Here is a 21,268-nt window from a genome sequence, read left to right as displayed (position 1 = left end):
TGATGATATTAAATTAATAACGCCAAAGTTTATAGACGCTAATATTTATATTGTAAAAATGTTTAGTTACATCAAAATTAAAAACCCAACTCTGTTAGTTATATTCAGAATCGGGTTATGAAAATTATATTTAACGACGACGATATTTATCGAAATCATCATTATAGTCATGTTCAAATTGTTCATATCTACGCATATCTTTTTCGAGTCGTTTTTTCTTTCTTTCACGTCTCCAATTACGAGTGAAATACCATAATAAGAAACTAATAATTAAACTGATTATTGCCATAAAAGCAGCAAATCCTAATAACGGTTGATATGTAATATCTTGAAAGTTAGGGATTAAGAATGCCAACACACCTAAAACCACAAATGAAATTACTGCCGCAATAAACCATCTATGTAATACTAAAGTGCAAAACACTGTTAGTATGATGACCGCTAATATAGTAATCCATAGGAAATTGGGCATATCAAAAATTGTCATATACGAATTCTCCTTATTTAAAATAACACTATTTTTATTATACTATTTTCTAACTAACAACTAAACCTACTATAGTAGTATATCTCATTAATAACACTTTTAATTAAAGTTTGATTTTCCTATCTGAATCAACTGCGTAAGAAAAATAACTAATGTATAATATGACGTATATTAACAAACAGGGAGTGAAACATATTGTCTCAAGGCTTACCTAATAGAAAAGATGTATCAAGTTCAGAAACCTGGGATTTAAAAGACTTATTCCAAAATGATGATGCCTTTTACGAAACGTTAGAAGAAATAATGGCTTCAACTATAGATTTTAATAAACGATTTGCTGGTCAACTAACAAACTATCAAATTGCTGAAAAAGCATTACATGAGTATGAGACTCTATTAATACAATTAGATCGTCTAGGAAACTATTCAGAATTACGTCTAAGTGTAGATACTAGTGATGAAACAGCACAACAATTAAATGCGAAATTAAATACTTCATATGGTAAAATCGCAAGTCAGCTATCATTTTTAGAATCGGAAATATTAGATTTAGATGATGATGAATTACAACACTTACTAGCTGAAACACAATATCCACACTATATTCAGCAACTCATTCAGCGTAAACCATATCAACTAGATCCTAAAGTAGAACAAACTTTAGCTAGTTTATCCCCTACTATTAATCAACCTTATGATTTATATGGTACGACAAAAATGCTAGATATCGCATTTGAATCGTTTGAACATGAATTGGATAGATTTTGCTCAAAATAAAGGCAAAGATACTGGCGCATTTTGTGCTAGTCCATATTTTACACATTCATATGTCTTTATTTCTTGGACGGGTAAAATGGCTGAAACATTTGTATTAGCACATGAATTAGGTCACGCTGGACATTTTACATTAGCACAAACACATCAAAATTTCTTGGAATCTGAAGCATCTATGTATTTTGTAGAGGCCCCGTCTACTATGAATGAAATGTTGATGGCCAATTATTTATTTAACCATAGTGATGACCCTCGTTTTAAACGTTGGGTGATTGGCTCAATTTTATCACGTACTTATTATCATAATATGGTGACACACTTACTTGAAGCGGCATATCAACGGGAAGTTTATAAAAAAGTAGATAATGGAGAATCTTTAACTGCTCCAGTACTTAATGATATTATGTTAAACGTTTACCAAACATTTTTCGGTGACGCAGTTGAAATGACTGATGGTGCCGAGTTAACTTGGATGAGACAACCACACTATTATATGGGATTATATTCATATACTTATTCTGCAGGTTTAACAATCGGTACGGTTGTTTCTCAAAAAATTAAAAATGAAGGTCAACCAGCAGTCGATGCTTGGTTAAATACGTTAAAATCAGGTGGCAGTTTATCTCCTGTTGAATTAGCTAATCAAGCAGGTGTAGATATTACAACTGAAGCGCCATTAAAAGATACTATTCGATATATTTCTGAATTAGTAGATGAAGCAATTGCATTAACTGATAAGATTGAAGGTCAATCAAAATAATTATAATAATAGCCCCTCAAATGAAATAATCATCATTCATTTGAGGGGCTATTACATGTTTATTTGTTAATTTGGATTATATAGGTAGATTAATGTGATGTTTCATAACGGTTACCAGTTAAGAAGTAATATACACTTTCAGCAATATTACTAATATGGTCCCCTACACGTTCTAAGTTTCTAGCGGCTAAATGAGCTTGTCCAGCAACGAAAGGATCATTATCAATTAAGTAAGTAGTATTAACGATATTGATATATAAGTCATCAATATCTTGATCGCGTTCGATAATTTCTTTAATCAAAGTAATATCTTCATTTTTAACGGCTGTATTTAAATCTTCAAGCATTAACATAGCAAGTTTACCCATTGTTTTTAATCTAGTTAATACATAATGGTCAGTTATTTTGACTCGAAGTCTAATATGAGCGATATTAGCTGCATTGTCTCCCATTCGCTCTAAATCTGTAGAAATTTTTAATGCTGACATCATCATTCTCAAATCTGTAGCTATTGGTTGCTGTTTTGTAATCAACATAATCACTTTTTCATTAATTTCATGATCTAGATGATTGATTTCTTTATCTTTTTGAATAGTTTCTCTGGCAAATGTTCTCTTCTCTTCACTTAACGACACTAAGGCATTCTCAATATTAAAATAAACACGAAGACCTAGTCGGCGTAAATCTTTGATTAAGCCTTCTAGTTGATCTTCGTATTTTTGTCTAATAACTGCCATCTATTATCCGAATCGTCCTGAAATATAATCTTCAGTTTGCTTATCAGCAGGATTTGAGAAAATTTTGTCAGTGTCGTCATATTCATTAATATAACCATTTAAGAAGAAAGCAGTTTTATCAGAAACACGCGCCGCTTGTTGCATGTTATGTGTAACCATAATAATTGAATAATTTTCTTTTAATTCTTGAACTAATTCTTCTATTTTTAAAGTAGAGATTGGGTCTAATGCTGATGTAGGTTCGTCCATTAAAATAACATCAGGTTCAATCGCTAAACATCTAGCTATACAAACACGTTGTTGTTGTCCACCAGATAAACCATACGCATTCATGTGTAATCTGTCTTTTAATTCATCCCAAATAGCAGCACCACGTAGTGATTTTTCAACAATTTCATCTAATACTTTTTTGTTTTTGATACCATGTGTTTTTGGACCGTAAGTAATATTGTCGTAAATAGATTTTGGAAATGGATTTGGTTGTTGGAATACCATACCTACATTAGTTCTTAATTTCTCTTTTGAATATTTAGCATCAAATATGTTTTGATCGCGGTATAAAATTTTACCAGCTGTTTTTACAGAAGGTACAAGTTCTACCATACGGTTTAATGCTTTAATATAAGTTGATTTACCACAACCTGATGGTCCAATAATAGCAGTGACGTTATTTTCAAGAATATCTAAATTGATATTTTGAAGTGCATGGTTATCGCCATACCATAAATCTAAATTTTGAGTAGAATATACTACTTTTCTTTCGCTATCTGAAATTGAATCTTTTTTATCATCTGTAGTTACAATTGTAGAAACGCTTTGCCCTGAATTGCTTTTAAGTTCATTTAATTTCTTGTTTTCTTCGACTTGTTTGTTAGCCATAGTATAAAACTCCTTCTAAATAATTAAGTTGAAATAAGTCTACTTAATAATCAATATCGCTTTCCCAATATTAAGATTTCGTTTGTTTTTAAAATTTCTTACTAAATTTGTTACGGAAGTATATTGCTAAACCGTTCATTAATAATAAGATAACTAATAATACGATAATGCCTGCTGACGCAACATTTTGGAATTCTTCTTGAGGCATTTTAGCCCAGTTATAAATTTGTATTGGCAATGCTTGGAATTGATCCATGATGCCGCTTGGTAAACGTAATAGAATTGTTGGAATACCAATCAAAATTAAAGGCGCTGTTTCGCCTAATGCACGAGATAAAGCTAAGATAAATCCAGTTAAAATACCTGGTAATGCAGCCGGTAAAACGACTTTGTAAATCGTTTGCCATTTATTTGCACCTAAACCATATGACGCTTCTCGTACTGAATTGGGTACCGCGCGAATAGCTTCTTGTGATGCTACGATAATGACAGGTAAGATTAATAAAGACATTGTTAATGCACCAGCTAAAATAGATTTGCCAAGAGATAATGACTCGATTCCCATACCACGTACGAATAATGTAAGTCCTAATAAACCGAATACTACTGAAGGTACCCCGGCTAAGTTAGAAATACAAACTTTCACAAAGTCTGTAAATGGATTTTTACGAGCATATTCTTCAAGATAAATTGCTGTACCGACACCTAAAATAATTGAAATTGGAATGATAGTAATCATTAACCATAATGTTCCCACTAAAGCACCTTTAACACCGGCCATAGATGGTGTAGATGAAGAAAAGTTAGTGAAGAATGAAGGTGTTAAATGACCAGCACCTTTGATTAATGTATCTATTAATAATGCTGCTAATACGATTAATCCTATTAATGTACAAGCTAAGAATATACCTTTAAATACTTTATTCTTCGTCATACGACTAGAAATATTTTTTTCGACTTTATTTTGATCGACTAATGTTTTGTTATGATTTGCTACGTTAGTAGTTGTTGTAGACATTTTAATACTCCTCTCTGAAACGTTTAGAAATCCATTGTGATAGTAAGTTCATAGCTAATGTGAAAATAAATAGCGTGAATCCTACCGCATAGATACTGTAGTAAACGTCTGATCCGAAAGTAGCATCTCCTGTAGCAACTTGAACAATATAACCAGTCATTGTTTGGATTGACCCAGTTAGGTTTAATGAAGCTGTAGGTGTACTACCAGCTGCTAGAGATACGATCATTGTTTCTCCAATTGCTCTTGAAATAGCTAAGACAATTGATGCTAAAATACCTGAAGCTGCTGCAGGTAAAACAACTTTTATTGCAACTTCTAATTTTGTAGCACCTAACCCTAATGCACCTTCACGAATTTTGTTTGGAACTGATGCCATTGCATCTTCACTCATACTTGTAATAAGTGGGATAATCATTACCCCTACTACTAATCCAGGACTAATTGAGTTAAAACTACCTAAGTCAGGAAATATAGATCTTAAAATCGGTGTAACAAATGTTAATGCGAAGAAACCGAACACGATAGTTGGTATACCTGCTAACACCTCAAGTACTGGTTTAATAATGCGTCTAGCTCTATCTGAAGCATATTCACTTAAATAAATAGCTGAGCCTAATCCAATTGGAACTGCGAATAAAGCTGCAATAATTGTGATTTTAAGTGTTCCAATGATTAATGCCCAAATACCATATGAAGGTTTAGCTGAGAACGGGTTCCAATCTGTAGAAAATAAAAATTCTGTGATTGATACACGTGTAAAGAAAGTGATTGTTTCAGTTAGTAATGTAAATAAAATCCCTAAAGTTACTAAAATTGAAATTGCTGAAATGATAGCTAAAATGATTGGCACTATTTTATCGCTCATGCCACCCTTTTTGGCATTGTTTTTAGCAATCATTTCTCTAATGTTTGTATTTGAAACCATATGAAAACCTCTCTTCTTTAATCTCCCAATTATAAAAAAAGAGTGGGAATATTTCAGGTTGATAAGAGTAAAGACTCATGATATTTATGTGCTAACCTGAAAAGAAAATCATACAAAGTGGCTGAATTAATCCACTTTGTATTGATTTTCGTTGTATTCCCAAACTCTATTGTTAATTATTTATCTTCTTTTTTATCAGAGTCTTTGCTGTTTTTCTTAATGTAATCTTTTAATTCTTTAAGTTGATCTTTGTAATCTTTCTTAGGAAGTGCTACATAACCAGCATCTTCTGCAGATTTACCTTCATCTTTAAGAGTGAATTTCATGAATTCTTGGAAAGCTTTGTTATCTTTTAATGATTTCTCTTTAGCATAGATGAATAATGGTCTACTTAAAGCATAAGAGTTATCTTGGATTGTTTTCTTAGTTGGTTTAGTATCTTTGCCCTTATCATCTTTGACTTTAACTTCTTTTAATTTGTCTTTATTTTGTTGATAGAAGTTATAACCAAAGTAACCAATACCTTGTTCGTTCTTTTGAACTGATTGTACGATGACGTTAGTATCAGCATTTTTCTCAGCTTTGATATCGCCTTTATCCATTACTTCTTCAGTAAAGAAGTCGAATGTACCATGTGATTGGTCAGGAGAGAACGCTTTGATTTTTTTATCAGGCCATTTAGAGTTAACGTCTTTCCAAGTTTTAGCTTTTCCAGAATAGATCTCTTTAAGTTGGTCTTTAGATAATGATTTTACGAAGTCATTATCTTTGTTTACTGTTACTGTTACACCATCTTGAGCAATTTTATATTCTTTGTATTTAATACCTTTGTCTTCTAATTTTTTCTTTTCTTCATCTTTAATAGGTCTTGAAGCATTTGAGAAATCTGTTTCTCCAGAAATGAATTTCTCGAATCCGCCACCTGTTCCTGAAGTACCTGATGATACTGTAGCGTCTGGATAATCTTTAGCGAATTTTTCGTTTAATTTTTCAATGATAGGACCGACTGTTGAAGATCCGTCACCTTTTACTTCACCACTTACATCTTTACCTTCGCCTGAACCGCCGTTACCGCCGCCACATGCGCCTAAAAGTACTGAAGCTCCTAATACAGTCGTACCGACTAATTGCCACTTTTTCATTGAAACATCCTCCTAATATAAATAACCCAAATGTTATATGTATTTCTTACAGTTCTAATATTAACGAATCATTGTTAATTAAAAACTATGTTAATGTAAATGTTTTGTTAAGTTTAGATTTAGTTATGTTAAGTTATTAGAAATTCTTATATATATCAGCTTTTTAGACTTTAATCGTATTGAGATTATTCAAAGATTTAGGAGAAATTCAGTAGAAGAGGAAATATTAAAGTAAGTATTGTTAACATAAAAATAGCGTTGATTGAAATATGAGTTTCAATCAACGCAATACAATGTTGTTATTAAATTAAGTTTACCTTTTTAATAGAAGAAACAAGATTTTGTATTATTTATCTTGTTTGTTTTCAGTACGAGACCAACCTTTTTTAGTTAAACTAATTTTACCTGTTTCAATATTGATGATTTTTTGTTTATATAAATGTCCGATAGCACGTTTAAATGAACCTTTACTCATGTTAAACACTTCTTTAATGGCTTCTGGACTTGATTTATCCCAAAATGGTAATTCACCGTCGTATTCAACTAATAAATCAAAAATGACTTGTCCATCATCGTCTAGTCGTTCATGTGCTAATGGCAAGAATGAACCATTTAGCTCACCTTGTTCATTATGGCCAATGATACGTACTTTAACTAACTCACCTAGTCTAGGTTCAGCTTTACGTTCTGATTCATGTACGAAGACTTTGTAGCCTTCCGTACTTAATAAGAAACTACCTACACGTAAGACACGATAAGGTCTAGCTTCTAACATTTCATTTTGCTTACTATCATCATGAACTGGCGTGTACATATTATCTACAATACCTTCACTTGCTAAACGAGCAAACATTTGATTTTCTCTATCGATTCTTAGAGTAACAAGTAGTTTGTCACCAGCTTCTGGCCAAAGTGTTTTAACTTTTGGTAAATCTTCCCATGGTATCAATACTTCTCTTGGTAAACCTACATCAACACGTGCACCATCACGGTCTACTTTTAATACTTTTGCAAAATCATATTTATCTTTAGTGATATCAGGCATATTTTGTGTTGCAAATAATTCTCCTGATCTATTTGGATAGATAAAGAAACTATATTCTTCACCTACTTGTAATTCATCTTCTTCATTTACTTCTGATTGATTCAGTTTAACTTGTTCTCCGTTTGGTCCTTTTAACATATAAGTCGAACCTTGTAAGCCGGTAACTTCAAAAAATTCAATTGAACCTACGATATCTTTTTCTAGTGCCATTATATTCTCCTTCGAGTCATTTATTCTTTTATAGTATAACATGAGCGGAGTAATCTATCATTACAAGTTGTAGGTGGTCGAAAGTATCTTAATAATATGATATAATTCTTCCGTTAGAATAACGATATAAAAAGGAGCAAATGCATGTTACAAGTAACTGATGTAAGTTTACGTTTTGGCGATCGTAAACTATTTGAAGATGTAAATATTAAATTTACTGATGGTAATTGCTATGGATTAATTGGAGCGAATGGTGCAGGTAAATCTACTTTCTTAAAAATATTATCTGGTGAGTTAGATTCACAAACTGGTCATGTATCACTAGGTAAAGATGAAAGATTAGCAATTTTAAAACAGGACCACTTTGCATATGAAGACGAACGTGTACTTGATGTAGTTATTAAAGGTCACGAACGTTTATATGAAGTAATGAAAGAAAAAGATGAAATTTATATGAAACCAGATTTCAGTGATGAAGATGGAATTCGTGCTGCTGAACTTGAAGGCGAATTTGCTGAGATGAATGGTTGGAACGCAGAAGCAGATGCTGCAAACTTACTATCTGGTTTAGGTATTGACGCATCTTTACAAGACAAAAAGATGTCTGAACTTGAAAATAATCAAAAAGTAAAAGTATTATTAGCGCAAAGTTTATTTGGCGATCCAGATGTACTATTACTAGATGAGCCTACCAATGGTTTAGATATTCCAGCTATTAGTTGGTTAGAAGATTTCTTAATTAATTTTGAAAATACAGTCATCGTAGTATCACATGACCGTCACTTCTTAAATAATGTATGTACACATATTGCAGATTTAGACTTTGGTAAAATTAAAGTTTATGTTGGTAACTATGATTTCTGGTATCAATCAAGTCAATTAGCTCAAAAAATGGTACAAGAACAAAATAAGAAAAAAGAAGAAAAAATTAAAGAACTTCAAGATTTCGTGGCACGTTTCTCTGCAAATGCTTCTAAATCTAAACAAGCAACAAGTCGTAAAAAACAATTAGAAAAAATCGAATTAGATGATATTCAACCATCATCTAGACGTTATCCATATGTGAAATTCACTCCAGAAAGAGAAATTGGTAATGACTTGTTAAGTGTCCAAAATCTTTCTAAAACAATTGACGGTGAAAAAGTATTAGATAATATTTCATTTACGATGAACCCTAACGATAAAGCTATTTTAATTGGAGATAGTGAAATTGCTAAAACTACCCTACTTAAAATTTTAGCTGGTGAAATGGAACCAGACGAAGGTTCATATAAATGGGGCGTTACAACTTCATTAAGTTACTTCCCTAAAGATAACTCTGAATACTTTGATGGTGTAAACATGAATCTTGTTGATTGGTTACGTCAATATGCACCAGAAGATGAACAGACTGAAACGTTCTTACGTGGTTTCTTAGGACGTATGTTGTTTAGTGGTGAAGAAGTTAAGAAAAAAGCAAGCGTGTTATCAGGTGGAGAGAAAGTACGTTGTATGTTAAGTAAAATGATGCTTTCAAGTGCGAATGTATTATTATTAGATGAACCAACTAACCATTTAGACTTAGAAAGTATTACTGCAGTCAATGATGGATTAAAATCATTTAAAGGTTCACTTATTTTTACGTCATATGACTTTGAATTCATTAACACTATTGCTAACCGTGTAATTGATTTAAATCCACAAGGTTCTGTTTCAAAAGAAATTCCTTATGAAGAGTACTTACAAGAAATTGGAGTATTACAATAATTAAAGTATATTGATTACCCTTAAGTGAATGTTGATGTCACTTAAGGGTTTTTTATGGGATTTTAGTCCCCTATTTTATTAAGATTTTTAACAAACGATTGCATAAAAACTATTGATCTTTGAAAGAAGTTAAAAAGGAATACACTCGTTCTTCTAACGATTGCACAAGCGATACTAAGCATTAAAATGCTATAAGGTTTTAAGGAATACAAAAGTTTTAATCAAACTTTTGCATAAAAGCCACTAATCTTTGCTAAAAGAAAGTGGCTTTAAAATTTTCTGTTTATTTGAAAAAATCACAATTATTGGTTTACAGTCACATGTCAGATATGTATAATAAAAACATATCAATTGAATAAGATTTTGATGAGGCGCATTAAACATGAGTAAATATTAGATTACTGTCTGCTAACAGCTAATATTGAAAGGGGGCAATGCCGAAACGAATGATAATAGCAGATATCATTTGTTGGACTTTTTGGTTAAGAGCTAAGAGTTTGTCATTATTTGATAATAATGGAGTGCATCACTTGTACATAAATGTAGAACAAGTCGCATTCCAGACTTGTTCTTTTTTTATTGAATAGGTGGGCCTCCCTACTAACTGAGGAGGACAAATTTTGAATAGAAGTGTTTTGAAATTTGGCGGATCTTCCGTCAGCGATTTTACAAAGATTAAAAATATAGCCAACATGTTAAAAGATCGAGTTGAACAAGATGAACAACTGATTGTTGTAGTGAGTGCTATGGGTAAAACTACAGATCAATTGATGGAAAATGTATCATCCTTAACGTCAACTCCAAAAGAGCAAGAACTTGCCCTACTTTTAACAACTGGAGAGCAACAAACAGTTTCGTATTTGTCTATGGTGCTAAACGATATTGGTGTTAGTGCTAAAGCCATGACTGGATACCAAGCTGGAATTAAAACAATTGGACATCACTTAAAAAGTAAAATTGCTGAAATTAACCCATCAACCTTCACTGATGCATTTGAGCAACATGATGTACTTGTGATTGCTGGTTTTCAAGGAATTAATGAGAACCATGAATTAACTACATTAGGTCGAGGTGGCTCTGATACTACAGCAGTGGCATTAGCAGCTAGCAATAACATACCTTGCGAAATCTATACAGATGTAGATGGTGTATATGCCACAGATCCTCGAATTTTAAGTCATGCTAAACGTTTAGAGTATGTATCTTATGAAGAGATGATGGAAATGAGTGCAGTTGGTGCTGGCGTGCTTGAGACGCGCAGTGTTGAATTGGCTAAAAATTACAATATTCCACTATATTTAGGAAGAACTTTATCAAATGTGAAAGGAACATGGATTATGTCTAGAAGTGATTTATTAGAGAAAAAAGCAGTAACTGGGGTCGCATTAGATAAACACATGATGCATGTTACAATCACATATCCCCTACCAGATAATCGTTTATTAACACAATTATTCACTGAATTAGAAGAAGGCTCAGTTAACGTGGATATGATTTCCCAAATCGTTAACCATGAAGGATTACAATTATCATTTAGTATTAAAGACTCAGATGTACATCAAATCTCACAAATTTTAGAACAGTTAGCAGTTAATTTTGAAGCTCTTGATTATAAAATTAACGAAGCTTATGTCAAAATTTCTTTAATTGGTTCTGGTATGAGAGATATGTCAGGTGTTGCATCTAAAGCATTTATAACTTTAATTAATGCTAAAATCCCCTTCTACCAAACAACCACATCAGAAATTAGTATTTCTTATGTCATTGATGCTGAAAATGGTGAAAAAGCTGTCGAAGAACTATACGGTGCTTTTGATATATAATTGATTTAACTTAATTTTTCACAATATTAATAATATTGAAAACGGAGTGACTTACACATGACAAAATTAGCAGTAGTTGGCGCAACAGGATTAGTAGGAACAAAAATGTTAGAAACATTAGATAGAAAAGCAATTCCCTTTGACGAATTAGTGTTATTTTCTTCAGCACGTTCTGCTGGTCAAAATATAGATTTTCAAGGACAAACATATACAGTACAAGAATTAACTGAAGAAGCAGCAAGTGAACATTTTGACTATGTATTAATGAGTGCAGGTGGTGGTACAAGTGAACATTTCGCCCCACTGTTTGAACAAGCTGGTGCTATAGTGATTGATAATTCTAGTCAATGGCGTATGGCAGAAGATGTAGATTTAATAGTTCCAGAAGTTAATGAACCTAAGTTCACTAGAGGAATCATTGCAAATCCAAACTGTTCTACAATTCAATCAGTTGTACCTTTAAAAGTATTACAAGAAGCATTTGGTTTAAAACGTGTTGCTTATACAACATATCAAGCGGTTTCAGGATCTGGTATTAAGGGTAAGAGAGATTTATCTGAGGGCGCAAATGGTAAAGAACCTGAAGCTTATCCTCACCCTATTTATAACAATGTGTTACCACACATTGATGTATTTTTAGAAAATGGTTATACAAAAGAAGAGCAAAAAATGATTGATGAAACACGTAAGATTTTAAATGATAAAGATTTAAAAGTAACTGCTACATGTGTTCGTGTACCTGTTCAAGATAGTCATAGCGTGGAAATGGATGTCACATTCGATCAAGATACAACTGTAGAAGAAATTCAAGCTCTATTTGACAAAGATGATCGAGTAGTTCTTGTAGATAATCCAGCTAATAATGAATATCCACTTGCAATACATTCTACTGGTAAAGACGAAGTGTTTGTAGGTCGTATTCGTAGAGACGATTCTTTAGACAATACATTCCATGTATGGTGTACATCAGATAATTTATTGAAAGGTGCAGCATTAAACGCAGTTCAAGTTTTAGAACAAGTTTTAAAATTGAAAGGAGTTCTTTAATATGACACACATGTTTAAAGGCGTAGGTGTAGCATTAACTACACCATTCGTAAATAACGAGGTAGATTATGATGCTTTAAGAAGTCACGTTTCATTTTTACTAGAAAATAATGCTCAAGCAATCATTGTAAATGGTACAACAGCAGAAAGCCCTACTTTAAATGACGATGAAAAAGAGCATGTATTAGAAACTGTAGTAAATTTAGTAGATAAACAAGTACCTGTAATTGCAGGTACTGGCACAAATAATACTGAAAAATCAATTCAAGCATCTGTTCGAGCTAGACAATTAGGCGCTGATGCAGTCATGTTAATTACACCTTATTATAATAAAACGAATCAACGCGGTTTAGTACAACATTTTGAAACAATTGCAAATGCGGTTGAATTACCAGTTGTATTATATAATGTGCCTTCTCGTACAAATATGACGATTGAACCAGAGACAGTTGAAACGTTAAGTAAAAATCAATATATTGTTGCACTTAAAGATGCTACAAATGATTTTGATTACTTTGAAGAAGTTAAAAAACGAGTTAATCAAGATGAATTTGCAATTTATAGTGGTAACGATGATAATGTAGTTGATTTCTATGAACGTGGTGGTAATGGCGTTATATCAGTAATTGCTAATGTTATTCCAAAAGAATTCCAACATTTATATGACGCTAAACAAAACGGGGACGATATCACTAAAGCGTTCGAACCAATTGGACAATTGTTAGATGCTCTATCTGTAGACGTAAATCCTATACCAATCAAAGCATTAACTGCTCATGAAGGCTTTGGAAGCTATGAACTACGCTTACCTCTTCTACCATTAGAAGAAAATGATCGTAAAAAATTAGTACAAGCTTATGAAACATTTAAAGCAGGTGAAAAATAATGAAAATTCTTTTAATTGGTTATGGGGCTATGAACCAACGAGTTGCTAGATTAGCTGAAGAAAAAGGCCATGAAATTGTAGGCGTTATCGAAGATTCACCGAAAGATTCAACACCTTATCAACAATACGAACACATTGCTGACGCAAAAGATGCCGATGTTGCGATAGATTTTTCTAATCCTAATTTACTATTCCCATTATTAGAAGAATCGTTCAAATTACCATTAGTTATCGCAACTACTGGTGAAAAAGAAAAATTAGTTGAAAAACTAGAAGACCTAGGTAAAAATATGCCAGTATTTTTCAGTGCGAATATGAGTTATGGTATTCATGCACTGACTAAAATTTTAGAAGCGGCTGTTCCCCTATTACAAGACTTTGATATTGAACTTACTGAAGCGCATCATAACAAAAAAGTTGATGCCCCTAGCGGTACGTTAGTTAAACTATATGATGTCATTGAAGGGTTACGTGAAAAAACAACGCCAGTATATGATCGTCATGATAAATCAGAAAAACGAACACCTGATGAAATAGGTATTCATGCAGTTCGTGGTGGTACGATTGTAGGAGAACATGATGTATTATTCGCTGGTACTGATGAAACAATTACTATTTCACATAAAGCACAATCTAAAGATATCTTTGCCAATGGTGCAATTGGCGCAGCTGAACAATTAATTCATAAAGACAAAGGTTTTTATACTTTCGATAATTTATAATTTAACTGAAGGAGCGAAATTATGGTACAACATTTATCAGCCCAAGAAATTATTCAATATATTAGTGATGCAAAAAAATCAACACCATTAAAAGTTTATGTTAACGGTAATTTTGACAATGTAACTTTCCCTGAATCATTTAAAGTATTTGGTTCAGATAATTCTAAAGTGATTTTTGTAGAAGCAGACGAATGGAAACCATTCCATGAAAAATATCAAAATCAATTTAAAGATGTTGAGATAGAAATGGATCGTCGTAATTCTGCGATTCCTTTAAAAGACTTAACAAATACAAATGCTAGAATTGAACCGGGTGCATTTATTCGTGAACAAGCGATTATTGAAGATGGTGCTGTCGTAATGATGGGCGCTACTATCAATATCGGTGCGGTTGTTGGCGAAGGTACAATGGTAGATATGAATGCAACTTTAGGTGGCCGTGCTACTACAGGTAAAAATGTACATGTAGGTGCAGGTTCAGTATTAGCTGGTGTCATTGAACCGCCTAGTGCATCACCGGTTGTCATCGAAGATAATGTTTTAATCGGTGCCAATGCAGTTATTTTAGAAGGTGTGCGTGTTGGTGAAGGTGCAATTGTTGCAGCTGGCGCTATTGTGACACAAGATGTTCCTGCAGGTGCAGTTGTTGCAGGTACACCTGCTAAAGTCATTAAACAAACTTCAGAAGTTGAAGATTCTAAACGTGAAATTGTGTCTGCGTTAAGAAAATTAAACGATTAATAAATCGTAAATGAATGTAAGTTGAAACGAAGATGTGGTTGAGCAGTTTAAGTTTAAAGGAGTAAATGATTAACTTCTTGAGAACAGATAGCTCCCCTCCTCTTTGTTTCGACTTTTTAATATCATTAAATTTAATGTTATGATAAGGGGATTTTGGAGAAAGGAATGATTTTGATGAATGAATTAGAATTTGTAACTACACATAGAAGACATTTACATCAACATCCTGAATTGAGTTTACATGAATACGAAACGACTGAGTATATCACTCAATTTTTAAATGAACTCGGAGTACCATTTGAACGACCACTAGAAACAGGTGCTATCGCCTATTTAGAAGGTAATAGTAATCATACGATTGCTTATAGAGCAGATATTGACGCTTTACCGATTTTTGAAGAAAATGATGTAGACTATCGAAGTCAAAATGATAATGTGATGCATGCTTGTGGACACGATGGACATACAACTGCCCTGATGTTGTTTGTACAACGTTGTAAAGCAATGGCTGATCAAGGTACCCTTCCTCATAATGTTGTGTTTATTTTCCAACCTGCTGAAGAAACAGGTGGCGGTGCACATCGTCTTATTAATGCCAAAGCCTTTGATCAATATCCTATTGAAGCAGTATTTGGTATCCATGTAAATCCATTCTCAGATGAAGGCACAGTAGTAATCAGAGATGAAGAAATTACTGCTAGTGCGACTGAATATCGCTTTTATTTAAAAGGTTTATCTAGCCATGTTGCAGATAAAGAACAAGGCTATTCTTGTGGTGAAGCATTACATCACGTGTTAACGCAAGTTGGTCAAATTCAACAATATCATTTAAATGGTTTAAAACGTAATATCGTACATATGGGACATTTTGAAGCTGGTGAAGCGATTAATACAGTACCAAGTCATGGTTATCTAGAAGGTACTATTCGTACATACGATGTTGATGATTTAACTATTGTTAAAAATCAAATGCAAAAAATAGCTGACAGTGTGAAACTACTATTTAATGTGGATTGTGAAGTGAAATTTGAAGAAGGATACCCTGCCACAATTAATAATCCTAAATTACGCAAACCTGTAGAGCAAGCGCTTAAAGATGCTCACTTAGAAGTCATTGAAAAACCAACGCCATTTTTATTTGGCGAAGACTTTAGTTTCTATGGTCAATTATTAGCACCAGCTTATTTTGTGTTTGTAGGTACACGAAATAAAGATAAAGGCTATGTAACAGGATTACATACATCTCATTTAAATTTTGATGAAAAAGTATTAATTGATGTAGCCAACTATTATGAACATTTATTACTAAATTACAAAGAGGTGTAACCATTGACAGCGATTTGGTCAGTCGATTCAGACGCTTTTTTAGAAAATGCAAAGAAAGTTAAAAATCAACAACCTATGATGGCTGTTGTTAAGAATAATGCTTATCACTATGGTTTGGAATTTGCCGTAAAACAATTTTTAAAAGCAGGAATTGATACATTCAGTACGACTTCGTTAAAAGAAGCTGTAAGAGTACGTGAATTAGCGCCTAATGCTACAGTATTTCTTATGAATGCAGTGTATGATTTTGATACTGTTCGTGAAAATGAAATTCATATGACGTTACCTTCTTTAAAATATTATTATGAACATAAGAATGACTTGCATGGTATTCATGTGCATTTAGAATTTGAAAATTTGTTACATCGTTCTGGTTTTAAAACATTAGACGAAATACAAGAAGTATTACAAGATCACCAACAAAATTCAAATCAAGATAAAATGATTATTTCTGGTTTATGGACTCATTTTGGTTATGCAGATGAATTCGGTGTACCTGAATATGACCATGAACGTGCAGCATGGCTAGAAGTATTGAACACTTTATTAGATGAAGGTCATCATTTTGATTTAATCCATGCTCAAAACAGTGCAAGTTATTATCGTGAAGGTCAAGTCGTTCTTCCCCATCATACACATGCAAGAGTTGGTATCGCATTATATGGTTCACGCCCATATAGTAGTTTAGATGAAGAAGTGATTCAACAATCACTAACAGTGAAAGCCAATGTTATACAAGTGCGTGATGTTCAGCAAGGCGATTATTGTGGTTATAGTTGGGCATTTGAAACTCAAAATGATAATACGAAACTTGCAGTAGTAGATGTTGGTTATGGTGATGGTATTTTAAGAACGAGAGCACAACATGAAGCACTTATTAATGGAAAACGCTACCCTATTCGTGCATTAATGATGAGTCATATGTTTGTGGAAGTTGACGATAACGTACATGCACAAGACCAAGTTGTATTATATAATGAAGATATGCGCATAGACGAATACACATTTAAGGGTGTGGGAGCAAATTCAGAACAACTTAGCGCAATGAATCATGATTCTCTTATAAAGGAGTATAGATAAATATGACAGTAGAATATAACGAGTACGGCGAATTAACATTAGGAGGTACAAGTCTTAAAACAGTGGCTCAAAGTTTTGGTACCCCTACCATTGTTTATGATGAAGATCAAATTCGTAATCAAATGCGTCGTTATCATCAAGCATTTCAACAAAGCGGGTTAAAATATAATATTTCATATGCTTCGAAAGCATTTACATGTATACAAATGGTTAAATTGGTTCAAGAAGAAGATTTACATTTAGATGTAGTGTCTGAAGGAGAATTATATACAGCACTTGAAGCAGGTTTTGACCCAAGTCGAATCCACTTCCATGGTAACAACAAAACGAAACATGAAATTAGATATGCTTTAGAAAATAACATTGGTTATTTTGTCATAGATTCTTTAGAAGAAATTGATTTAATTGATCGTTATGCTAATGATACTGTACAAGTAGTATTAAGAGTCAATCCTGGTGTAGAAGCACATACACATGAATTTATCCAAACAGGTCAAGAAGATAGTAAATTTGGCCTTTCGATCCGTTATGGATTAGCTAATGAAGCGGTAGATAAAATTAAACAAACTAAACACCTTCATTTAAAAGGTATTCACTTCCATATTGGTTCACAAATCGAAGGTACTGAAGCAATGATTGAAACAGCTAAAATTGTGTTGAATTGGTTAAATGACAACAATATTGATATTGAATTGCTTAACCTCGGTGGCGGATTTGGAATTAAATATGTTGAAGGCGATGTTAGCTTCCCTATTGAAACTGGTATTGCTGAAATTACAGATGCCATTAAAGAAGAAGTTAACAAGTTAAATATGGATACACCTGAAATAGGCATCGAACCAGGACGTTCAATTGTTGGTGAAGCTGGTATAACACTATATGAAGTAGGAACAACAAAAGTTATTCCTGGAGTCAATAAATATGTATCTATTGATGGTGGTATGAGTGATCATATTAGAACATCGTTATATGATGCCGAGTATCAAGCGTTACTCGTTAATCGTCATGAAGAAGCGGATGATACTATGACAATTGCAGGTAAATTGTGCGAATCGGGAGATATTATTATTAAAAATGCTAAGCTTCCAAGTTCAGTACAACGTGGAGATTACTTAGCGATATTATCAACTGGTGCTTATCACTATTCTATGGCTTCAAATTATAACCAAATGCAAAAGCCATCAGTATTCTTTATTAAAGATGGCAAAGCACGTGAAGTCATTAAACGTCAATCATTAAGACAATTGATTATTAATGATACAAAATAGTTAAAAAATAAGGTTCAATATAAGACAACCAATTAATGATTGTCTTGTATTGAACCTTTAATTTTGTATTAATACTGTAATTTTTTAAATAATGTACGAGCGATGACGTAAAAAATAATAATGTAGAGCAATGTTAGCCCTATCATCATACCTAACTGAAAATTAAAATCTTGAACATGTTCTAGTTTTATAAAAGATACTGGTAGAACTTTAAATTTAGGTAGCATTTCTACGATTTTAGTTAATATGTATCCAATTACCATAATCATAATTGTATAAGCTGAATTAAATTTAATTGATGATAAAATTCCTAAAAATAACAAAATAATAATCGTACTGAAAATACCTACTAATGATAATATAAAGCTTTTATTCACTAATGTATCATTTAAGAATAATGAGTGTGAAGAATAGTCGTGTTTATTAACAAAGAATAGATATACGATAATGCTAGAAATGATTAATATTATTCGTGAGATAATAACTAATAATAAAATAGATAAAAATTTATAGTTAAATATCTTATCCCTATTTTGATCTTTAAATAAGATTAAGCGGCCTGATTTAATATCATCATTAAAATTTTGACCAATCATCATACCTATTAATACAATGGGTAATAAAAATTTAAGTTCTGTATCAGAAATAGCAATCAGTAATTCTGCAAACGAGACACTATTTTTTTCAGTTGATGATAATGAAACAAAATCACTATGTGTTAGTTCTGCTATAAAAATAAGTAATGGATATAAACTGATTAATAATAAGACCCAAAATGACTTTAACTTTACTGTAAATTTAAAAATTTCGTTTAACATTGTTTAATCCCCTAACTATTTAAATAATGATATATAATCTGCTTCAATATTTTTGATGTTGAGTAAAGTATTATCATTACCTATGTAATTTTGAATTAATTTCAGATTATCTTCTTGGTCAATAATTTCTATAGTATTGCCATCTATATGCTTAATAAAATCAAATTGTTGTTTGATTGATTGCATATCTTTTATTGGATTTGTATATGTAAGTAATTGTCGATTTTCAAATTGTGTAGATTTTAATTCTTTGATTTCACCATTGTTAAGGAACAAATAACGATTACATATTTGTTTTAATTCATTAATCTGATGACTAGAAATTAAAAATATAGATTGATATTTTGCAGCATATTGTTGTAAAAGTTGAATTAATTGATCAATACCTACTGGATCTAAACCAACAAATGGTTCATCTAGAACTGCTATTTTAGGTTCTGTAATTAAGCACATTGCTAAACATAGTCTTTGCTTCATACCAAATGAATAGTCTTTAACCTTCTTTTTATTGTCTTCTAAAGCAACAAAAGTTAAAATATCGCTTATTTTATCGAGATATTGATTTTGATTATTTACCTTTAAATAAAATTCTAAATTTTGACGCGCGCTATAATTAGGAAAATATACTTGATTAATCATAAAACCAAAGTCAGTAAGTATATTTTCATTTATATGTATATCTTGGTTATTGTATGAAATAGTCCCTTCAGAAGGTCGTTGCATTTTAGCAATTAATTTCATTAGAGTGGTTTTACCCGCACCATTTTTACCAATTAAACCAATAATATCGCCATTATTCATATCAAAATTAATATTATTTAAGATAGTTGTAGAACCATAAGTTTTTTTAATATTCTGTAATTTTAGCATTTAAAACCCCTCCTTTTTTTGATAAGTATTAATAAAAATAAAACGGAAGTCATAAATAAAAATATAAAAATTAATTGAGGTATAGCTATCATATTCTCATCAATAGAAATTTCAAATTGATCATTCGTTTTTTTAGAATTTAAAATATAAGAATCATAATTAGGTAAATTCATTATATAAAGACTGTATAAGATATAACATAATAAATTAAACAGACTATTTGTAATCATAAATTGATAGTGTTTGTTACAGTAAAAAATAAAAACACCCGTAATAATAGTAGGAATTAAAAGCGTTAATATTGATGCAAGGTAAACATTAATATTGAATTGAAAATAACACATTATCCCGTAAAATATTGAAATTAAAATAAAAGTAGAAAAATAATATTTCATTAATTCACCCCAAATAAGTTAATAGTAAATTATAAATCCAATGTGTAATTATACTAAAACTTAAATTTATATTATAACGAATAAAATATAATATTATACTGCTTGGAAACCTATTAATCAAATTAATTAAAAAAGGTTCATTTAGATGTAATAAAAAAGCAAATAAAATTGAACCAATTATCGATATAAGTACTATATTAAATTCCTTACTAAGTATTTTGTATATTATATGTCTAAATAAATATTCCTCTCCAATAGCTACACATAGGAAATAAAATGTTATTAAATAGTCTTTAGTAATAAATGACATAAAAATAAAACATAAAAATATTAACAGACATTTGTTCACATTAATAGATAAACCTTCAACACTATTTAACTTAAAAAGTTTAATAAAAAGAATTGGTATTATTATAAAACTTATTATAAATGATAGTAGTGTACATAGTTGAAGTACAAATTCATTTTTTATTAATATAGAAAAAATGCCTATGGAAATACTTAATGAAGCAGAGGAAAATATTACTAATAAAATAGAGAATAAGATGATTTTTATCTTATTCTCT

The 21,268-nt window shown here is 31.6% G+C and carries 20 protein-coding genes, 1 pseudogene and 1 riboswitch; of the genes and pseudogenes, 10 read left to right on the top strand and 11 right to left on the bottom strand.

All coding sequences use genetic code 11. The annotated features are described in order from the left end of the window. Positions 1–130: 130 nt before the first annotated feature. A complete protein-coding gene (locus Q4528_RS06605) occupies positions 131–487 on the bottom strand; it encodes a hypothetical protein (RefSeq protein ID WP_029055375.1) in 357 nt (118 codons plus the stop codon). Between the two features lie 195 nt (positions 488–682). Between Q4528_RS06605 and Q4528_RS06600 the strand changes: the two are divergent. After that, positions 683–2,021 (top strand): annotated as a pseudogene (locus tag Q4528_RS06600) (M3 family metallopeptidase). A gap of 89 nt (positions 2,022–2,110) precedes the next feature. Here the strand turns inward: Q4528_RS06600 and phoU are convergent. The 6 genes from phoU to cvfB all read right to left on the bottom strand — a co-directional run bounded on the left by phoU (position 2,111) and on the right by cvfB (position 7,980). Beyond that, a complete protein-coding gene (gene phoU / locus Q4528_RS06595; RefSeq protein WP_017636979.1) occupies positions 2,111–2,758 on the bottom strand; it encodes a phosphate signaling complex protein PhoU in 648 nt (215 codons plus the stop codon). A gap of 3 nt (positions 2,759–2,761) precedes the next feature. Further along, the gene (gene pstB, locus Q4528_RS06590) at positions 2,762–3,637 is read right to left on the bottom strand and encodes a phosphate ABC transporter ATP-binding protein PstB (RefSeq protein ID WP_017636978.1); all 876 of its coding nucleotides are present in this window, start codon (positions 3,635–3,637) and stop codon (positions 2,762–2,764) included. Positions 3,638–3,725: 88 nt separating this feature from the next. Further along, entirely contained in the window at positions 3,726–4,655 is a 930-nt protein-coding gene (pstA, locus tag Q4528_RS06585; protein ID WP_017636977.1) for a phosphate ABC transporter permease PstA, read from the bottom strand. 1 nt (position 4,656) lies between these two features. Continuing rightward, complete coding sequence (pstC, locus tag Q4528_RS06580; RefSeq protein WP_303521005.1) at positions 4,657–5,583, bottom strand: phosphate ABC transporter permease subunit PstC; 927 nt, start codon at positions 5,581–5,583, stop codon at positions 4,657–4,659. 176 nt (positions 5,584–5,759) lie between these two features. Then, positions 5,760–6,725 (bottom strand): PstS family phosphate ABC transporter substrate-binding protein, encoded by a 966-nt coding sequence (locus Q4528_RS06575; protein WP_046466658.1) that lies wholly within the window; start codon positions 6,723–6,725, stop codon positions 5,760–5,762. A gap of 346 nt (positions 6,726–7,071) precedes the next feature. Beyond that, positions 7,072–7,980 carry an RNA-binding virulence regulatory protein CvfB gene (gene cvfB, locus Q4528_RS06570; RefSeq protein ID WP_046466659.1) on the bottom strand — a complete coding sequence of 303 codons (909 nt, stop codon included), beginning with the start codon at positions 7,978–7,980 and terminating at the stop codon, positions 7,072–7,074. Between the two features lie 144 nt (positions 7,981–8,124). Here cvfB and Q4528_RS06565 point away from each other — a divergent pair, with 144 nt between their 5' ends. The 9 genes from Q4528_RS06565 (at position 8,125) to lysA (ending at position 18,619) form a co-directional block, all read left to right on the top strand. Next, positions 8,125–9,726 carry an ABC-F family ATP-binding cassette domain-containing protein gene (locus Q4528_RS06565; protein ID WP_072291811.1) on the top strand — a complete coding sequence of 534 codons (1,602 nt, stop codon included), beginning with the start codon at positions 8,125–8,127 and terminating at the stop codon, positions 9,724–9,726. Positions 9,727–10,084: 358 nt separating this feature from the next. After that, positions 10,085–10,261: riboswitch (Lysine riboswitch) on the top strand. Positions 10,262–10,343: 82 nt separating this feature from the next. Beyond that, entirely contained in the window at positions 10,344–11,549 is a 1,206-nt protein-coding gene (locus Q4528_RS06560; protein WP_303521127.1) for an aspartate kinase, read from the top strand. 57 nt (positions 11,550–11,606) lie between these two features. Continuing rightward, complete coding sequence (locus Q4528_RS06555; protein ID WP_303521002.1) at positions 11,607–12,596, top strand: aspartate-semialdehyde dehydrogenase; 990 nt, start codon at positions 11,607–11,609, stop codon at positions 12,594–12,596. A 1-nt stretch (position 12,597) separates the two neighbouring features. Further along, positions 12,598–13,482 (top strand): 4-hydroxy-tetrahydrodipicolinate synthase, encoded by an 885-nt coding sequence (dapA, locus tag Q4528_RS06550; protein WP_096807796.1) that lies wholly within the window; start codon positions 12,598–12,600, stop codon positions 13,480–13,482. Further along, positions 13,482–14,204 (top strand): 4-hydroxy-tetrahydrodipicolinate reductase, encoded by a 723-nt coding sequence (gene dapB, locus Q4528_RS06545; RefSeq protein ID WP_046466664.1) that lies wholly within the window; start codon positions 13,482–13,484, stop codon positions 14,202–14,204. The genes dapA and dapB overlap by 1 nt, the downstream gene beginning before the upstream one ends. Positions 14,205–14,225: 21 nt before the next feature. Next, entirely contained in the window at positions 14,226–14,945 is a 720-nt protein-coding gene (gene dapD / locus Q4528_RS06540) for a 2,3,4,5-tetrahydropyridine-2,6-dicarboxylate N-acetyltransferase (RefSeq protein WP_046466665.1), read from the top strand. Between the two features lie 174 nt (positions 14,946–15,119). Continuing rightward, complete coding sequence (locus tag Q4528_RS06535) at positions 15,120–16,271, top strand: amidohydrolase (RefSeq protein ID WP_046466862.1); 1,152 nt, start codon at positions 15,120–15,122, stop codon at positions 16,269–16,271. A gap of 3 nt (positions 16,272–16,274) precedes the next feature. Further along, on the top strand, positions 16,275–17,351 hold the full coding sequence (locus tag Q4528_RS06530) for an alanine racemase (protein WP_046466666.1): 1,077 nt from the start codon (positions 16,275–16,277) through the stop codon (positions 17,349–17,351). 2 nt (positions 17,352–17,353) lie between these two features. Continuing rightward, positions 17,354–18,619, top strand: a complete 1,266-nt coding sequence (gene lysA / locus Q4528_RS06525) for a diaminopimelate decarboxylase (protein WP_303520999.1) — start codon at positions 17,354–17,356, stop codon at positions 18,617–18,619. Between the two features lie 68 nt (positions 18,620–18,687). On the opposite strand, the gene Q4528_RS06520 is transcribed toward lysA, so the two are convergent. The 4 genes from Q4528_RS06520 to Q4528_RS16835 are packed head-to-tail and all read right to left on the bottom strand — an operon-like array spanning position 18,688 to position 21,012. Then, a complete protein-coding gene (locus Q4528_RS06520) occupies positions 18,688–19,437 on the bottom strand; it encodes a hypothetical protein (RefSeq protein ID WP_052728880.1) in 750 nt (249 codons plus the stop codon). Positions 19,438–19,452: 15 nt separating this feature from the next. Next, complete coding sequence (locus tag Q4528_RS06515) at positions 19,453–20,307, bottom strand: ABC transporter ATP-binding protein (protein WP_046466668.1); 855 nt, start codon at positions 20,305–20,307, stop codon at positions 19,453–19,455. Next, the gene (locus Q4528_RS16840) at positions 20,301–20,702 is read right to left on the bottom strand and encodes an Msa family membrane protein (RefSeq protein ID WP_046466669.1); all 402 of its coding nucleotides are present in this window, start codon (positions 20,700–20,702) and stop codon (positions 20,301–20,303) included. Before Q4528_RS16840 ends, Q4528_RS06515 begins: the two co-directional genes overlap by 7 nt. A 4-nt stretch (positions 20,703–20,706) precedes the next feature. Continuing rightward, positions 20,707–21,012, bottom strand: a complete 306-nt coding sequence (locus Q4528_RS16835; protein ID WP_186803558.1) for a CPBP family intramembrane glutamic endopeptidase — start codon at positions 21,010–21,012, stop codon at positions 20,707–20,709. Positions 21,013–21,268: the final 256 nt, after the last annotated feature.

The organism is Staphylococcus pasteuri (assembly GCF_030547725.1).
GTDB classification, from domain to species: Bacteria; Bacillota; Bacilli; order Staphylococcales; family Staphylococcaceae; genus Staphylococcus; species Staphylococcus pasteuri.
The sequence above is the reverse complement of the archived record's forward strand: the minus strand, read 5'-3'. Positions and strand labels throughout refer to the sequence as shown.

Bases quoted from the DNA above. Each gene is read 5' to 3' on its own strand.
- Q4528_RS06605 (WP_029055375.1), bottom strand. From the start codon at position 487: ATGACAATTTTTGATATGCCCAATTTCCTATGGATTACTATATTAGCG.
- Q4528_RS06515 (WP_046466668.1), bottom strand. From the start codon at position 20,307: ATGCTAAAATTACAGAATATTAAAAAAACTTATGGTTCTACAACTATC.
- Q4528_RS06520 (WP_052728880.1), bottom strand. From the start codon at position 19,437: ATGTTAAACGAAATTTTTAAATTTACAGTAAAGTTAAAGTCATTTTGG.
- Q4528_RS16835 (WP_186803558.1), bottom strand. From the start codon at position 21,012: ATGTCATTTATTACTAAAGACTATTTAATAACATTTTATTTCCTATGT.
- pstA (WP_017636977.1), bottom strand. From the start codon at position 4,655: ATGTCTACAACAACTACTAACGTAGCAAATCATAACAAAACATTAGTC.
- Q4528_RS16840 (WP_046466669.1), bottom strand. From the start codon at position 20,702: ATGAAATATTATTTTTCTACTTTTATTTTAATTTCAATATTTTACGGG.
- Q4528_RS06565 (WP_072291811.1), top strand. From the start codon at position 8,125: ATGTTACAAGTAACTGATGTAAGTTTACGTTTTGGCGATCGTAAACTA.
- Q4528_RS06575 (WP_046466658.1), bottom strand. From the start codon at position 6,725: ATGAAAAAGTGGCAATTAGTCGGTACGACTGTATTAGGAGCTTCAGTA.
- pstB (WP_017636978.1), bottom strand. From the start codon at position 3,637: ATGGCTAACAAACAAGTCGAAGAAAACAAGAAATTAAATGAACTTAAA.
- pstC (WP_303521005.1), bottom strand. From the start codon at position 5,583: ATGGTTTCAAATACAAACATTAGAGAAATGATTGCTAAAAACAATGCC.
- dapA (WP_096807796.1), top strand. From the start codon at position 12,598: ATGACACACATGTTTAAAGGCGTAGGTGTAGCATTAACTACACCATTC.
- Q4528_RS06535 (WP_046466862.1), top strand. From the start codon at position 15,120: ATGAATGAATTAGAATTTGTAACTACACATAGAAGACATTTACATCAA.
- dapB (WP_046466664.1), top strand. From the start codon at position 13,482: ATGAAAATTCTTTTAATTGGTTATGGGGCTATGAACCAACGAGTTGCT.
- cvfB (WP_046466659.1), bottom strand. From the start codon at position 7,980: ATGGCACTAGAAAAAGATATCGTAGGTTCAATTGAATTTTTTGAAGTT.
- dapD (WP_046466665.1), top strand. From the start codon at position 14,226: ATGGTACAACATTTATCAGCCCAAGAAATTATTCAATATATTAGTGAT.
- lysA (WP_303520999.1), top strand. From the start codon at position 17,354: ATGACAGTAGAATATAACGAGTACGGCGAATTAACATTAGGAGGTACA.
- phoU (WP_017636979.1), bottom strand. From the start codon at position 2,758: ATGGCAGTTATTAGACAAAAATACGAAGATCAACTAGAAGGCTTAATC.
- Q4528_RS06555 (WP_303521002.1), top strand. From the start codon at position 11,607: ATGACAAAATTAGCAGTAGTTGGCGCAACAGGATTAGTAGGAACAAAA.